The 16,152-nt window shown below is 74.5% G+C and carries 11 protein-coding genes; 6 read left to right on the forward strand and 5 right to left on the reverse strand.

Going from position 1 to position 16,152, the window contains the following annotated elements; genetic code table 11:
* The first annotated feature begins 10 nt into the window (after window positions 1-10).
* Window positions 11-1,240 (forward strand): acetyl-CoA hydrolase/transferase family protein, encoded by a 1,230-nt coding sequence (locus tag IE99_RS0118780; protein WP_030172164.1) that lies wholly within the window; start codon window positions 11-13, stop codon window positions 1,238-1,240.
* Window positions 1,241-1,334: 94 nt separating this feature from the next.
* On the opposite strand, the gene IE99_RS0118785 is transcribed toward IE99_RS0118780, so the two are convergent.
* The 3 genes from IE99_RS0118785 to IE99_RS0118795 are packed head-to-tail and all read right to left on the reverse strand — an operon-like array spanning window position 1,335 to window position 4,728.
* Complete coding sequence (locus IE99_RS0118785; RefSeq protein ID WP_030172167.1) at window positions 1,335-1,784, reverse strand: response regulator; 450 nt, start codon at window positions 1,782-1,784, stop codon at window positions 1,335-1,337.
* On the reverse strand, window positions 1,781-3,493 hold the full coding sequence (locus IE99_RS0118790) for a sensor histidine kinase (protein ID WP_084219615.1): 1,713 nt from the start codon (window positions 3,491-3,493) through the stop codon (window positions 1,781-1,783). The genes IE99_RS0118785 and IE99_RS0118790 overlap by 4 nt, the downstream gene beginning before the upstream one ends.
* Window positions 3,490-4,728 (reverse strand): PP2C family protein-serine/threonine phosphatase, encoded by a 1,239-nt coding sequence (locus IE99_RS0118795; RefSeq protein WP_051712727.1) that lies wholly within the window; start codon window positions 4,726-4,728, stop codon window positions 3,490-3,492. The genes IE99_RS0118790 and IE99_RS0118795 overlap by 4 nt, the downstream gene beginning before the upstream one ends.
* Before the next feature lie 254 nt (window positions 4,729-4,982).
* Here IE99_RS0118795 and IE99_RS30450 point away from each other — a divergent pair, with 254 nt between their 5' ends.
* Window positions 4,983-5,351 (forward strand): STAS domain-containing protein, encoded by a 369-nt coding sequence (locus IE99_RS30450; protein ID WP_051712728.1) that lies wholly within the window; start codon window positions 4,983-4,985, stop codon window positions 5,349-5,351.
* A gap of 12 nt (window positions 5,352-5,363) precedes the next feature.
* Here IE99_RS30450 and IE99_RS0118805 read toward each other — a convergent pair whose 3' ends face one another.
* Both IE99_RS0118805 and IE99_RS0118810 read right to left on the reverse strand, forming a co-directional pair.
* Window positions 5,364-6,209: an LLM class F420-dependent oxidoreductase gene (locus IE99_RS0118805; protein WP_030172175.1), complete on the reverse strand. Its 846-nt coding sequence runs from the start codon at window positions 6,207-6,209 to the stop codon at window positions 5,364-5,366.
* A 112-nt stretch (window positions 6,210-6,321) separates the two neighbouring features.
* Window positions 6,322-7,608, reverse strand: a complete 1,287-nt coding sequence (locus IE99_RS0118810; RefSeq protein ID WP_084219616.1) for an MFS transporter — start codon at window positions 7,606-7,608, stop codon at window positions 6,322-6,324.
* Between IE99_RS0118810 and IE99_RS29375 the strand changes: the two genes are divergently transcribed.
* The 4 genes from IE99_RS29375 (at window position 7,607) to IE99_RS0118830 (ending at window position 16,124) form a co-directional block, all read left to right on the forward strand.
* Complete coding sequence (locus tag IE99_RS29375) at window positions 7,607-8,362, forward strand: DUF6544 family protein (protein WP_051712730.1); 756 nt, start codon at window positions 7,607-7,609, stop codon at window positions 8,360-8,362. The two genes, IE99_RS0118810 and IE99_RS29375, sit on opposite strands and share 2 nt — an antisense overlap.
* 39 nt (window positions 8,363-8,401) lie before the next feature.
* The gene (locus tag IE99_RS0118820; RefSeq protein ID WP_030172180.1) at window positions 8,402-9,454 is read left to right on the forward strand and encodes an NAD(P)-dependent alcohol dehydrogenase; all 1,053 of its coding nucleotides are present in this window, start codon (window positions 8,402-8,404) and stop codon (window positions 9,452-9,454) included.
* A 177-nt stretch (window positions 9,455-9,631) separates the two neighbouring features.
* Window positions 9,632-13,678, forward strand: coding sequence for a HAMP domain-containing protein (locus IE99_RS0118825; protein WP_037559691.1), 4,047 nt, complete (start codon window positions 9,632-9,634; stop codon window positions 13,676-13,678).
* Window position 13,679: 1 nt separating this feature from the next.
* Window positions 13,680-16,124 (forward strand): SpoIIE family protein phosphatase, encoded by a 2,445-nt coding sequence (locus IE99_RS0118830; protein WP_030172184.1) that lies wholly within the window; start codon window positions 13,680-13,682, stop codon window positions 16,122-16,124.
* Window positions 16,125-16,152 lie beyond the last annotated feature (28 nt).

Below are 16,152 nucleotides of genomic sequence, written 5' to 3' on the forward strand. Positions count from 1 at the left end.
CGGTGGATCAATGCGGACGATCACCGAGACGCACCTGAGGGCCGTCCTGGCGGGCCTGCCCGGAAGGCCCCGCGTCGTGGCCGGCGGCAACTTCGCGGCACCGCGCCGGCTCCTGTCGATCCTGGACGAGACCGTGCCGGAGTACCGGCTGTTCATGCTGAACGCGCAGGGCGACCTGCCCGACCGCGACGGGGTCGTGCTGGAGACCCCGTTCGTCGGCGCCGGGATGCGCGGCCGGCGGAACCTGCGGTACTTCCCGTCCCGGCTGTCGCTGGTCCCGAACCTGCTGAAGGGGTCGCTGCCGCCGGACGTGGTGCTGGTGCAGACGTCCCGGCCGGTCGGCCCGACGGTCTCGCTCGGCATCGAGGTCAACGTGCTGCCCGCCGCGATCGAGGCGGTGCGGGCCCGCGGCGGCCTGGTGATCGCGCAGCTCAACCCGCGGATGCCCTACACGTTCGGTGACGCCGTCACCGCCATGGACGACATCGACTACGCGATCGAGTGCGACGAGCCGCTCGCCTCGCCGGACCCGCGGCCGCCCGGCCCGGAGGCCCAGACCATCGGCGAGCGGGTCGCCGGCCTCGTCCCGGAGCGGGCGACGCTGCAGCTCGGCATCGGCGCGGTCCCCGACGCGGTGCTCGCGTCGCTGCCGGACCGGCGGGGCCTCGGCGTGTGGTCGGAGATGTTCAGCGACGGCGTCCTCGCGCTGGAGAAGGCGGGCGCGCTCGACACCGGCACGCCCATCACCGCGTCGTTCGCGTTCGGGAGCCGGGAGCTGTACGACTGGACGGACCGCAACGAGCGGGTCCGGATGCTGCGCACCGAGAAGACCAACGACCCCGCGGTGATCGCCCGCAGCCCCCGGATGGTGTCGGTGAACTCCGCGCTGGAGGTCGACCTGTACGCGCAGGCGAACGCGAGCCGGGTGCGCGGCGCCATCTACTCGGGGTTCGGCGGGCAGACCGACTTCATCGTGGGCGCCCTGCACTCCCCCGGCGGCCGCGCCGTGATCGCGCTGCCGTCCTGGCATCCGCGCGCGGACGTCTCGACGGTGGTGCCGCGGCTGACGGGGCCGGTGACGTCGTTCCAGCACAGCTACATCGTCAGCGAGCAGGGCACGGCCGCGATCTGGGGCCGGGACGCCGTGTCCCAGGCCCGCGAGATCGTGGAGAACGTCGCCCACCCCTCCGCGCGGGACCCACTCCGCGCGGAGGGGAGGTCGCTCGGGTTCCCCCTCTGACCGCCAGGCGGCCCGACGCGTCCCATCCTCGCGGCGGGCGGGCGCGGACGATCAGGGCCGAAGGTCCCTGTCCGGCGGGCCGCAGGGCCCGCGGCTAGGGGCGCGTCGGAAGGCGGACGACGGTGACGAAGAAGTCGTCGATCTGCCGGATGGCCGCGATGAACTGGTCGAAGTCGACCGGCTTGGTGACGTAGGCGTTGGCGTGCAGCGCGTAGCTGCGCAGGATGTCCTCCTCGGCGGCGGACGTCGTCAGCACCACCACCGGGATCGGCGCCAGGTCCGGGTCGGTCTTGATCTCCTGGAGGACCTCGCGGCCGTCGCGGCGGGGCAGGTTCAGGTCGAGCAGGACGAGGTCGGGGCGCGGCGCGTCGGCGTACTCGCCGCGCCGGTACAGGAAGTCGAGCGCCTCGGCGCCGTCGCGGGCGACGTGCAGGGCGTTGCCGACCTTGTTGTGCTCGAACGCCTCGCGGGTCATCAGCTCGTCACCGGGGTCGTCCTCGACCAGCAGGACGGTGATGGGCTCGATGGAGTCGGGCGTGCTCATGAGCGGGCTCCCTGCAGATCTGCGGAGTCGGCGGACTCCCCGGCGGCCCCGGCCTCGGGGTCGGGGTCGGGGTCGGCCTCGGGGTCGGGACCGGCCTCGCCTTCGGGACCGGCCTCGGGTTCGGGTTCGGGTTCGGGGTCGGCGGCCAGCGTGAAATGGAACCGGGTGCCCTCGTCGTGCTCCTCGTCCAGCCAGATCCGGCCGCCGTGGAACTCCACGATCTTCTTGCACAGGGCCAGGCCGATGCCGGTGCCGCCGTAGGCGTCGCGGCCGTGCAGCCGCTGGAAGATGACGAAGATCTTCTCCGCGTACTCGGCGGGGACGCCGATGCCGTTGTCGGTGACGGTGAGGTGCCAGTGCCCGTCCGCCGCCTCGCAGGTGATCCGGACGACGGGCGGGCGGTCCGGGGAGCGGAACTTGACGGCGTTCCCGATGAGGTTCTGCCACAGCATCGTGAGCTGCGTCGGGTCGCCGGTCAGCTCCGGCAGGTCGTCCGGCACCTCCACCGACGCCTCCGCGGAGGTGAGCGCGTCGCCGAGGTTGTCGAGGGCCCGGTCCAGCGGCTCCCGGAGCGCGAGCGGGCCGCGGTGGTGGTCCATGCGGCCGACCCGGGAGAACGTCAGCAGGTCGTTGATCAGCACCTGCATGCGCTTGGCGCCGTCCACGGCGAAGTCGATGTACTGCCGGGCGCGGTCGTCGAGCTGATCGGCGTACCGGCGCTCCAGCATCTGGCAGAAGGACGCGACCTTGCGCAGCGGCTCCTGAAGGTCGTGGCTGGCGACATAGGCGAACTGCTCCAGCTCGGCGTTGGAGCGGCGCAGCTCGGCGGTCTGCTCGTCCAGCTCGGCGGTGCGGCGCCGCAGCAGCAGCTCCCGCTCGGTCGCCTCCTCCAGCTCCCGGACGATCCGGCGCCGCATCGCCTCGACGCCGCGCGCCACGTCCTGGACGTCGGCGGGCCCGTGCGGCGTGATGACGTGGCCGAACTCACCGTCGGCGACGCGCCGGGTCTCCGTGCGCAGCATGCCGAGCGGGCGGCCCACCGTGTGGTGCAGCAGGAGCACGAGCAGCACCATGGTCATCAGGAAGGCGGCGAACATGGCGGCCAGCACCCAGCCCCGCTGCGTGCGGATGTCGTGCAGTTCGGCACGGCCCTCCTCGCGGGCCTCGGCGAGGTGCCGCTCCTGGGCCTCGGTGAGGCGGTGGATCTCGTCGAAGGCGGGCCTGCCGCGAGCCGCCGTCTCGGCGGCGGACCGGCCGGGGCCGCGCTCGGCGACCTGGGCGAGCACGGCGGCGGCATGGTCGCGGCGCCACGTCCCGATCGCCCGCTCGAGGCCGGTGAGGTCGTCGCGCAGGGCGGGCTCGCCGGCCAGCAGCCCGCGCAGCGCCTCCAGCGACCGCCGCTCCTCGGCCAGCCCGGCGTTGTAGGGCTCGAGGAACCGCCGGTCGCCGGTCAGGGCGTAGCCCCGGACGCCGGTCTCCTGGCTGAGCAGCGCGGACTGCAGCCGGCCCGCCTCCACCCTGGCCGGGGAGAGCCTGTCGACGATGCGGTCGGAGGCCTCCGCGGTGCGTCCGAGGAGGATCTGCACGACGACGGCGGACGCGATGGCCAGCGTCCCCATCAGCAGCACGGCCACGAGGAACCACGACCGGACGGTCAGCAGCCGCCGCGGATCGCCGTCGCCCGGCGCGGTGGGTGTGGAGTCGTTCATGGACCGTCCCATCCGACGTGCACGACGGCGACGTCATCGGCGAGCCCGCCGTGGTCGGCCGACGCGGCCTCGACGTCGGCCAGGACGGCGCCGACGAAGTCCTCGGGCGGGTGGTGGCAGTGCTCCCGGGCGATCCGGACGAGCCCCGTGAGGTCGAGCCGCCGCCCCTCCGGGTCGATCTGGCCTTCGAAGAGACCGTCGGTGAACAGGACGAGCGACGTGCCGTCCGGCAGCCGCACCTCCTCCTCCCGCCAGTCCCCGAGGCCGGGGACCATCCCGACGGCGAGCCCGCCCGGCGGCTCGACGAGCGCGACCTCGCCGGGGGCGTGCAGGAAGAAGCCGTGGTGCCCGGCCCGCAGGACCCGCGCGACCCGCTCCCCGGGCGGCAGCGTGACGGTGGTGAGCGTGACGAACATCTCCGCGCCGCCGTGCTCGGCGACGAGCAGTTCCTCGAGCAGCTCCACCAGCCGGCCGCCGCGCATCCCGGCGAGGACGAGGGACCGCCACGCCACCCGCAGGCTGACCCCGAGCGCGGCCGAGGCGGGCCCGTGCCCGGCGACGTCCCCGACCACGACGTGCACGTGCCCGTCGGCGGTCTCCACCACGTCGTAGAAGTCGCCACCGAGCAGCGAGTGCGCGCGTCCGGGCAGGTACCGCGTGACGGCGCGCAGCCGCGGGTTGCCGACCCGGGGGCGCGGCAGCAGCCCATGCTCCAGCCGGGCGTTCTCCTGGGCCCGCATGCGCTGGGCCTGGAGGGCGGCGACGGCCTGCTGGACCTGGCGGCGCTGGACGGCGTACCGGATCGCGCGGCCGAGCCCGTCCGGCTCGAGCTGGCCCTTGGCGAGGTAGTCCTGCGCGCCGGCGGCCACGGCCGCCATGCCCGCCTGCGCCTCGGCGAGCCCGGTCAGCACGACGACCGCGGCGCCGGGCGCCCACTCCAGGACCCGGCGCAGGACCGGCAGGCCCCGGACGTCGCCGAGGTGCAGGTCGAGGATGACGCAGTCGGGACCGGGGCCGGCGGCGAGGTGCGGCTCGGCGTCGGCGAGCGACCGGACCCAGGTGACGTCGTGCTTCAGCCCGGTGTCGATGAGGGTGTCCTCGACGAGCAGGGCGTCGCCCGGGTCGTCCTCGACGAGGAGGATCCGCAGCTCCTCGGCGCCGAACACCCCGTCGGCGGGTTCGCCGGCGGCGGGCTCGGTGCCGGCACCCCGCGCCGCCCGGTCGGGGGGGCGCACCGGTTGCAGGGGACGCGACATCGGCAGTTCTCACACCTCTCCGGCCGGGCGCGAACCCCGATCGGCCGACGCGCGTAGTTCGGTCACCGAAAGAGAAGATACACGGCGCCGCGCGCGGATCCGGCGGAGGCGGCTCCACCTGCGGTGACGGGGGGAGGGAAAGGTCCCCTGGAGCATCTGGCGATTCCGCCCCGCCGGGGTAGTCTCGATACATCGGACGCCGGGATCCCGACGGCGTCCCCAGGGTGGTGCGGATGGACGATCTGGTGCGCACGGGCACGCTTCAGGTGACGCCCGCTCGCGAGGCCGACGGTACCCGTGTGCTGCGCGTTCGCGGCGCCGTCGACCGCACCGTCACCGGCCCCTGGGCAGAGGCCCTGCACGCCGGCGCCGAGACGGGCGGCGACATCCATCTCGACATGTCCGGCCTGGTGTTCATCGACGTGGGCGGGCTGCGCGTGCTGGTCGAGGCCGCCGCGCGGCTGGACGGCGGGCGCCGGTACCGCGTGCGCAACCTGGCGCCGCCGATGCACCGGGTCGTCCGGCTGACGGGATGGGACCGGGCGGCCGGCCTGGTCATCGACCGGTGGTCCGGGGAGGCCGGGCGCCCGGTCCCGATGTGACCGGCCTCCGGCTCAGAGGCCGAGCCGGCCCGCGTGGCGTCCCAGGAAGGCGACGACCTCGTCCTGCGGCTTGTCGGGCAGACCCCAGATGATCTCGGTGACGCCGGCGTCCGCCCAGGCCGCCATGTCGTCGGCCGAGGGGCGGGTGGCGGCCAGCACGCGGATCTCCGGGGCGCCGCCGCGGCCCGCGTCGGCCCAGGCCGCCCGCAGGGCGGCGGCCTTGGGGAGGATGTCCCGCTCGATCGGCGTCGTCATCCAGCCGTCGGCGTGCGCGGCGATCCACGCGAACGTCTTCGGTCCGCCGCCCGCGCCGATCAGCAGCGGGACGTGGTCCTGCGCGGGCTTCGGCCACGCCCAGGACGGGCCGAACGAGACGAACTCCCCGTCGTAGGACGCCTGCTCCTCGGTCCACAGCGCCCGCATCGCCTCGACGTACTCGCGCAGGACGGTGCGGCGGCGGTCCGCGGGGACGTGGTGGTCGGCGAGCTCGTCGGTGTTCCAGCCGAACCCGGCGCCGACGGTGACGCGGCCGCCGGACAGGTGGTCGAGGGTCGCGACGGCCTTCGCGAGGGTGATCGGGTCGGACTCCACCGGCAGAGCCACGGCGGTCGAGAGCCGGATCTCGGACGTGACGGCGGCGGCCGTCGCGAGCGACACCCACGGGTCGAGCGTGCGCATGTAGCGGTCGTCGGGGAGGGTCGCGTCGCCGGTGCCGGGGTGGGCGGCGTCCCGCTTGACGGGGATGTGGGTGTGCTCGGGGACGTAGAAGGTGTGGAACCCGTGGTCCTCGGCGGCCTTCGCGGCGGCGGCGGGCGTGATGCCCCGGTCACTGGTGAACAGCACGATGCCATGGCGCATGCGCCGATACTAGAACGATGTCTGGACACCTGTCTTGTCCCGCGCGGAAACGGGCCGGCCGTCCCCCTCGGGACGACCGGCCCCCGGCCGCACGGGCCGGATTCCGTTGCGATCAGGCGCGGTGGGCCGCCCGGCGCCCCCGCGCGGCCTGCTGCACGACCGAGAAGGTGAACACGGCGGCGGCCGCCGCGACCACGGCCAGCAGCGCCAGCCCGACGACGTAGGAGCCGTACGAGCCGTAGATCGCGCCCATCAGCAGCGGCGGCACGAACCCGCCGAGGCCGCCCGCGGCGCCGACGACGCCGGTGACCGCGCCCACCTTGTTGGCCGGGCTGAGCTGGGCGACCAGCGCGAACGTGGCGCCGCTGCCCGCCCCGAGCGCGGCGGCCATGGCGAGGAACGCGATGGTGCCGACCGGGAGCAGGGACGGGGCGAACGCCTGGACGGTCGCGCCGACGGTGACCACGGCGAGCGCGAGGGTCAGCACCCGGACGGCGCCGATCCGGTCCGACAGCCAGCCGCCGAACGGGCGCATCAGCACGGCGAGGAGGACGAAGCCCGCCATCCGGTTCGCGGCGTCCGCCTGGGAGAGGCCGTACTCGGTCTTGAGGTAGACCGGGAGGTAGACGGAAAAGGCGACGTACCCGCCGAACGCGACCGCGTAGAGGGCGGACGCCTGCCAGGTGACGGGCAGCCTGACGGTGGCGGCGAGCCGCTTGGACAGCGGCTCGGTGGGCGCGGTGCGTCCGGGCGCCTCCCGCAGGACGGCGTAGGCGAGGACGGCGTAGGCGGCGAGCAGGACGGCCGTCACCACGAACGGCGTCGCGGTGCCGCCGGAGTCGACGAGCCGGACGGTGGTGAGCGCGCTGATCGCGGTGCCGCCCATGCCCGCGCCGAACACGCCGACGGCCAGGCCGCGCCGCTCCGGCGGGAACCAGCCGTTGACGAACGGGACGCCGACCGCGAACGCGGTTCCGGCGACGCCGAGGAAGAACCCGCCGACCAGCAGGGCCGCCAGCGACTCGTGGCCCCACAGCCCGAGATACAGCACCGGCAGGATGGTGATCGCCGAGATGACCGGGAACATCACGCGGCCGCCGAACCGGTCGGTGAGCGCCCCGACCGGGATGCGGCCGACCGAGCCGACCACGACGGGCACGGCGACCAGCAGCGCCTGCCACGCGGCGATCGGCGCCGTGCCGGGGCGGCCCGTCCGATCGAGGTCCTGGCGGCCTGGGTCCAGGCTCGCGAAAGGGGCCGGAGGGGCGATAGGGACGTTCGGCCCTGCCCCCGGGACCGTTCGTCCGGGCCCCCGCGGCACCTGAGGGGCCGAAAGGCCCTCCGGCACGGGACCTCCGCCGCCGCGCCCGCTCCCGCAGGGGTGGTGTGCTGGGGGCATGAGCACCTCGACCCCAGAGCGGCACGCCCGGGACGGCCTGTCCGTCCCGGGCGGGTGGCCCGGCCCGTTCGACCCGGCCCTCGCGGCGGACCTGCCCGCGCCGGCGCGGCGCTGGCTGACCCACGCGATCGCGCCGGGGACGCCGCTGTTCGGCGGGGTCAGGCTCGAAATGCACGGCCGGATCCGGATCGGGTCCTGGTGGCCGTTCACCGCGACCCAGGTGCTGCGGCCCGCGTCCGGGTTCGTGTGGGCGGCGAGGGCACGGGTCGCGCACCTGCCGGTGACGGGCTTCGACCGCTACGCGGCGGGCGAGGGCGAGATGCGGTGGCGGCTGCTGGGCACCGTCCCGGTCATGTCGGGCGGCGGCCCGGACATCACCCGCAGCGCGGCCGGGCGGCTGGCGGGCGAGCTGATGCTCGTCCCGGGCGCTGCGCTGTCCCCGTTCGTGACATGGGAGCCGCTCGACGACGAGCACGCCGTCGCGCGCGTCACCGTCGGCGCGTGGACCCACCGGGTGACGATCGGCGTCGCCCCGTCCGGCGCGCTGACCTCGGTGAGAATGCCGCGCTGGGGGAACCCTGACAGGGGCGGCGCGTTCCGCGAGCACGAGTTCGGTGCCGTGGTGCACCGGGAGGCGTCGTCGGGCGGGTTCACCATCCCGAGCATCGTGAGCGCGGGATGGTGGCCCTGCACGGAGCGGTGGGGCGAGGGCGAGTTCATCCGGTTCGTGGTGGACGGGTTCGCGCACTTCTGATCCATTGGAAGAGCACGACGACGACAGAGGGGAACGACGATGCGAGCGCTGCGCCTGCTGAAGTGGAAGTCCGATCCCGAACTGGTCGAGGTCCCCGATCCCGTGCCCGGCCCCGGCCAGGTGGTCGTGCGGGTGGGCGGCGCGGGCGCCTGCCACTCGGACCTCCACCTGATGCGCGACTTCGAGGACGGCCTGCTGCCGTGGGGGCCGCCGTTCACGCTCGGGCACGAGAACGCGGGCTGGGTGCACGCGCTCGGCACGGGCGTCACGGGCCTGGAGGAGGGGCAGCCGGTCGCGGTGTACGGACCGTGGGGCTGCGGCCGGTGCGTGCGCTGCCGGATCGGCATGGAGAACTACTGCGACGACCCGGGCAGCGCGCCGGCGCCGATGGGCGGCGGCGGGCTCGGCCTCGACGGCGGGATGGCGGAGCTGATGCTCGTCCCGGACGCGCGGTCGCTGCTGCCGCTCCCGGACGGCCTGGAGCCGGCCACGGCGGCGCCGCTGTCGGACGCCGGGCTCACCCCGTACCACGCCGTCCGCCGGTCGTGGCCGAAGCTGCCGCCGGGCTCGACCGCCGTGGTGATCGGCGCCGGCGGGCTCGGGCACGTGGCGGTGCAGATCCTCAAGGCGACGACGGCCGCCCGGGTCATCGCCGTGGACCTCCGGCGGGAGGCGCTCGACCTCGCGGTGCGCAGCGGCGCCGACCTCGCCGTCGTGTCCGGCGAGGACACGGTGGCGGCCGTCCGGGAGGCGACCGGCGGGCTCGGCGCCGACGTCGTCCTCGACTTCGTCGGCAACGACGCGACGCTGGCCGCGGCGGTCGGCTGCGCCCGGGTGCTCGGCGACGTCACGATCGTGGGCATCGGCGGAGGCAGTCTGCCTGTGTCGTTCTTCTCGGTCCCCTACGAGGTCTCGCTGCAGACGACCTACTGGGGCACCCGGCCCGAGTTCGCCGAGGTCCTGGACCTGGCGGCGCGCGGCCTGATCCGGCCGGACGTCACCGAGTTCCCGCTCGACCGGGCGCAGGAGGCCTACCGGCTGATGGAGGCCGGAGAGCTCACCGGACGGGCGGTCGTCGTCCCGGGTCGCTGAACGGGCGCCGCCGCACCGCTCACCATGGCTACCCTTGCCTGATGCCCTTCCTGATGCCGTTCCTACCAGCTGTCCGCGGATTGCCCGGATACCGTCCGGCGGAGGGACGGGGCACATGTGGCCGACCGCGTGCCGTCCAGGCTCCGGCGCCCATGACGAGGAGACCAGGGATCCGTGATGAGTGACACCCCGGGTACGTCCGTCGCGCGGGCGAACGGCGAGGTCGCGGAGGTGGAGCTGCGGCGGCTGCTGGCCGGGCTGACCGCCGTGCGCGACGGCGACTTCGGCACGCGGCTGCCGGGCGACGACGCCGACGGGCTCCTCGGTGAGATCGCCGCGGTGTTCAACGGCATGGTCGACCAGCTCGCGCTGTTCACCTCGGAGGTCACCCGCGTCGCCCGCGAGGTCGGCACCGAGGGGCAGCTCGGCGGGCAGGCGCGGGTGCCGGGGGTCTCCGGCACGTGGGCCGACCTGACCGACTCGGTGAACGCGATGGCGGGCAACCTGACGACCCAGGTCCGCGACATCGCGCAGGTCGCCACCGCCGTCGCGCGCGGCGACCTGTCCCAGAAGATCACCGTGACGGCGCGGGGCGAGATCCTGGAGCTGAAGAACACCGTCAACACGATGGTCGACCAGCTGTCGTCGTTCGCCGACGAGGTCACCCGCGTCGCCCGCGAGGTCGGCAGCGAGGGCCGGCTCGGCGGGCAGGCGGACGTGAAGGGCGTGTCGGGCACCTGGCGCGACCTCACCGACTCGGTGAACTTCATGGCCGGGAACCTGACCGGCCAGGTCCGGTCGATCGCGCAGGTCGCCACCGCCGTCGCGCGCGGCGACCTGTCCCAGAAGATCACGGTGGACGCGCGGGGCGAGATCCTGGAGCTGAAGACCACGATCAACACGATGGTCGACCAGCTGTCGTCGTTCGCCGACGAGGTCACCCGCGTCGCCCGCGAGGTGGGCACCGAGGGCAACCTCGGCGGGCAGGCGACCGTCCGGGGCGTCAGCGGCACCTGGAAGGACCTCACCGACAACGTCAACGTGATGGCGTCCAACCTGACCGGCCAGGTCCGGTCGATCGCGCAGGTCGCCACCGCCGTCGCGCGCGGCGACCTGTCCCAGAAGATCACGGTCGAGGCGAAGGGCGAGGTCGCGGCGCTGGCGCAGACCATCAACACGATGGTCGACACGCTGTCCGCGTTCGCCGGGGAGGTCACCCGCGTCGCCCGCGAGGTCGGCACCGAGGGGCAGCTCGGCGGGCAGGCGCAGGTCCCCAACGTCGCCGGGACGTGGAAGGACCTCACCGACAACGTCAACTCGATGGCGAACAACCTGACCAACCAGGTCCGCAACATCGCCCAGGTCACCACGGCGGTCGCCGAGGGCGACCTGACGAAGAAGATCGACGTGGACGCGCGCGGCGAGATCCTCGCGCTGAAGACCACGATCAACACGATGGTCGACCAGCTGTCGGCGTTCGCCGCCGAGGTCACCCGCGTCGCCCGCGAGGTCGGCAGCGAGGGCCGGCTCGGCGGGCAGGCCGAGGTCGAGGGCGTGTCGGGCACCTGGAAGCGGCTGACGGAGAACGTCAACGAACTGGCCGGGAACCTGACCCGGCAGGTCCGCGCGATCGCCGAGGTGACGAGCGCCGTGACCTCCGGCGACCTGACCCGGTCGATCACGGTGGACGCGTCCGGCGAGGTCGCCGAGCTCAAGGACAACATCAACCTGATGGTGCAGTCGCTCCGCGAGACGACCCGCGCCAACCAGGAGCAGGACTGGCTGAAGACCAACCTGGCGCGGATCTCCGGGCTCATGCAGGGCCACCGCGATCTGGCCGTGGTCGCCGAGCTGATCATGGACGAGCTGACCCCGCTGGTGTCGGCCCAGTACGGCGCGTTCTACCTCGCGGAGGAGAGCGGGGAGCTGCACCTCATCGGGTCCTACGGCTACCCGGAGGACGGCGACCCGTCCGTCCCGGCGCGCCCCACGCGGTTCCGGGCGGGGCGGTCGCTGGTCGGGCAGGCCGCGCGCAGCCGGCAGACGATCGTGGTGGAGGAGGTGCCCGCCGGGTACCTGACCATCTCGTCCGGGCTCGGCTCGAGCGACCCCGCCAGCGTGATCGTCCTGCCGGTCGTGGTGGAGGACCAGGTCCTCGGCGTGATCGAGCTGGCGTCGCTCGGCACGCTCGGCCCCGTCCAGCGGGACCTGCTGGAGCAGCTGCGGGAGAACCTCGGCGTCAACGTCAACACCATCATCGCCAACGCCCGCACCGACGAGCTGCTCGCCGAGTCGCAGCGGCTCGCGGGCGAGCTGCAGGCCCGCTCGGAGGAGCTGCAGGCCCGGCAGGACGAGCTGCAGAGCTCCAACGCCGAGCTGGAGGAGAAGGCCGCTCTGCTCGTCACCCAGAACCGCGACATCGAGACCAAGAACCTGGAGATCGAGCAGGCCCGGCAGGAGCTGGAGGCGCGGGCGCAGCAGCTGGCGCTGGCGTCCAAGTACAAGAGCGAGTTCCTCGCCAACATGAGCCACGAGCTTCGGACGCCGCTGAACTCGCTGCTGATCCTCGCGCAGCTGCTGGCGCAGAACCCGACCCGCAACCTCACCCCCAAGCAGGTCGAGTACGCGGGCATCATCCACTCCGCCGGGTCGGACCTGCTGCAGCTCATCAACGACATCCTCGACCTGTCCAAGGTCGAGGCCGGCAAGATGAACCTCACCCCCGAGCAGGTCCCGCTGCGGCACCTGGTCGAGTACGTCGAGGCGACGTTCCGGCCGCTGACCACGCAGAAGAGCCTGGACTTCCGGGTCACCATCGCGCCCGGCGTTCCCGACCAGGTCCTGACCGACGGGTCGCGGCTGCGGCAGGTGCTGCGGAACCTGCTGTCGAACGCGGTCAAGTTCACCGACGCCGGCGGGGTCGAGCTGCGGATCGAGCCCGCCGACGCGGCGGAGCTGCCCGCCGCGATGCGGGCGCACGGCCGGGCGCTGGCGCTGCGGGTGATCGACACCGGTATCGGCATCCCGGAGCACCAGCTCGAATCGATCTTCGGGGCGTTCCAGCAGGCCGACGGCACCTCCAGCCGCAAGTACGGCGGCACCGGGCTCGGCCTGTCGATCAGCCGGGAGCTCGCGTACCTGCTGGGCGGGGTGATCATCGCGGACAGCGCGCCCGGCCGCGGCAGCACGTTCACGTTCTTCCTGCCCGTCGCCCGGCCCGACTTCCAGGGCCGGCCCGGCGGCCAGGAGGCCATCGAGGTCCAGGGCGGCGTCGCGGACCGGGAGGAGCGCGCCGTCCCGGCCGCGTACGCCGGGCCGCCGCGCGTGGACGGCGCCGCGGACCCCGGCGCCGGGCCGGGCGCGGCGCCGCGCCCGCGCCGGCTGCTGGTGATCGAGGAACGGCAGGGCGGGCTGCTGTCGCTGGTGGCGGAGAGCGCCGTCGGCGCCGGCGGGCACGCGCCTCCGGACGGCGGCGTCCAGATCATCAGCGCGGTCGGGGCCGAGGAGGCCGCCGCCGCGCTGGCCGCCGAGCCCTGCCACTGCGTCGTCCTGCAGCTCGACATGGCGGACGGCGCCGCGCTGACGCTGCTGGCGGCCATGGACGGCGACCCGGCCCTGCGCGGCTTCCCCGTCCTCGCGCACAACGGGCGCCGGCTGGACGGCGAGCAGGAGCGGCGGCTCCAGGAGTTCGCCCGGCGGCAGCCGCTGGAACTGCTGCAGAGCCTGGACGAGCTGCGCGAGCGCATCACCCTGTACCTCGCGGCAGAGCAGCCCGGCGACGTCCCGCCGCTGGTCCGGGACGGCGGCACGGGCGAGCAGCCCACGCCCGACATCGACACGTCGCTGGCCGGGCGCACCGCCCTGATCGTGGACGACGACTCCCGCAACGTGTTCGCGCTCACCGGCATCCTGGAGCTGCACGGGGTCCGGGTGCTGCACGCCGACAACGGGCGCAAGGGCATCGAGGCGCTCGCGGCCCACCCCGAGATCGATGTCATCCTTATGGACGTGATGATGCCGGAGATGGACGGCTACGCCGCGACCGCCGCGATCCGGGCGATGCCCGCGCACACCGACCTGCCGATCATCATGGTGACGGCGAAGGCGATGCCCGGCGACCAGGAGAAGAGCCTCGCGTCCGGCGCGAACGACTACATCACCAAGCCGCTCGACGCCGACGACATGATCGCCTGCATCCGCCGCTGCCTCGAGCCCGGCCACTGACATGGCGCCGGACGACCCCGCGTTCCCGGCCGCCGCACCGGCGCCCGCGAACGGCATCACCCGCCTGGCGGTGACCGTCGAGCGGCTCCAGCGACAGGTCCGGGAGGCGCAGGCCGCCGCGGACGGGCGGGGCGTGCTCGAGCTCGCCAAGGGCGTCCTCGTCGCGCGGCTGGGCTGCGGGCCGGTGGAGGCCGCCCGCCATCTGGACGCGCTCGCCGCCGAGGCCGGGCTCGCCCCGCTCGAGCTCGCCGCCGAGATCATCAATCAGGCGGCGCGGGACCGGGTCACCGCGGCCACGGAGGCGTTCCTGCGGCAGACGGCGCGCAACGGCGCGACCGGCCCGGACGCGGGCGGGGCCGGCGGGAACGGGTCCTCGGCGGTCGCGGCGCGGCTGCGGACCGCGGAGAGCGGCGCGCTCGCCGCACCGGACGCGCAGGCCGCCGCCGAGTCGGTGCTCGGCCACGCCCTGGAGCCGCTCGGCGCGGTCGCGGTCGCGGTCTGGGCCGCCGGGACCGACGCGTCCCTCACCCTCGCGGGCGCCGCGGGCTTCGCCGCCGAGGAGGCGGCGCGCTGGCGGTACGTGCCGCCGGGCGTCGCGACCCCGGCGCGGGCGGCGCTGGCCGAGCGAAGGTCGATCTGGTACGAGTCGCTCGACCGGTCGGGGCTGCCGTCCATCGGCCGGTACGAGCTGCCCGGCGGCGGGCGGGTGACGGTGCCCGCCGGGACGGGCGGCCGCATCGTCGGGGTGCTGGAGATCTGCTGGCCGGGCGCGCCCGAGCCGCGCACCGCGCAGATCGAGCGGCAGGTGGAGGCGCTCGCGGAGCTGGTCGCCCGCACCCTGGACGACTGGCCCGCCGACGAGACGGCCGGGACGGGTGCGACCGGGGCGGGTGCGACCGGGGCGGCGGCCGGGCCGGGCCGGCACCGGGAGCTGATCGACCTCGTCGACGGGCTGCTGACCCCGGCGCTGGTGCTGCTGCCCCGGCTGGACGCGCTGGGGCGGCTCGTCGACTTCCGCATCCACCACGTCAACGGCGGGTTCGTGGACTTCGCGGGCCGCCCCCGCGGCGAGATCGTCGGGGCGCTGCTGCTGGAGGCGTACCCCCTCGCCGCCGACGACGGCGGGCTGCTGGAGAAGATCGAGCGGGTGCACGCCACCGGGGAGCCGTTCCGCGCGCTCGGCGTCCCGCTCCGGACGCTCGTGGACGCGGTGCCGCTGTCGACGACCGCCGACATCGGCATCAGCCGGCACGGCGACGCCGTCGTCGTCGTCTACCGGTTCAAGGACGAGGGGGCCCGGCTGGCGAACCTGCTGCAGCACGCGCAGCGGCTCGGCCGCATCGGCGGGTTCGAGGAGAACCTCGCCACCGGCGAGATCGCCTGGAACGACCAGCTGTTCGAGCTGCACGGGCTCGCGCCCGGAACCCCGCCGCCGCCGCTCACCGCGCTGCCGGCCCGCGCGCATCCCGACGACGAGGCGGAGCTCGGCAGGTTCCTGCGCGCGGTGCTGCACCACCGCCGCCCCGCCTCGACCGCGTTCCGCCTGTGCCGTCCCGACGGGATCGTCCGGCACCTGAGGATCGTCGCGGAGCCGGAGGTGGACGCGGCCGGGCACCTGCTCGCGGTCCGCGGCGCGTACCAGGACATCTCCGCTCAGCACTGGACGGAGGTCGCGCTCTCCGCGACCCGCGACCAGCTCGCGCACTCCGAGCAGCGGGCCGCCGAGCGCAACCGGCTCACGCTGCAGCTGCAGCGCGCGATCATGCCGCCGTCGCGGGGGCCGATCGCCGCGGGGGGGCTGCGGGTGGCAGTGCGGTACCGGCCCGCCGAGCACGAGCACCTGGTCGGCGGCGACTGGTACGACGCGGTTCCGCTGCCGTCCGGGCGGGTGCTGCTCGGGGTGGGCGACGTCGCGGGGCACGGCATCGACGCGGCGACCGGCATGGTGGTGCTGCGCAACGCGCTGCGCGGGCTCGCCACCACCGGGGCGGGGCCGGCCCAGCTGCTCGGCTGGCTGAACCTCGTCGCGAACCACCTCACCGACCACGTGACGGCCACCGCGCTGTGCGGGCTCTACGACCCGGCGACCCGGACGCTGCGGTGGGCGCGGGCGGGGCACCTCGCGCCGGTGCTGGTGCGGCGGGGCGAGGCGGTCGCGCTGCCGCTGGTGCCGGGGACGCTGCTCGGGGCTCTGGACGAGGGCGAGTACGAGGAGGGCTCGATCGTCCTGGAGCCCGGCGACGTCCTGCTCATGTTCACCGACGGGCTCATCGAGCGCCGCGACGGCTCCATCGAGGACGCGCTCGCGCGGCTGCTGCGCACGGCGGTCGAGCCCTCCGGGGACCTGGAGGCCCGCCTGGACCACCTGCTGACCCACAGCAACGCCGACACCGACGACGACACGTGCATCGTCGGCGTCCACCTCCCCCCGGAGCCGTCCGGCTGAGTCATGCGGCCGGGTCATCCCGTCGCGG

The organism is Spirillospora albida (assembly GCF_000718255.1).
Lineage (GTDB): Bacteria > Actinomycetota > Actinomycetes > Streptosporangiales > Streptosporangiaceae > Spirillospora > Spirillospora albida.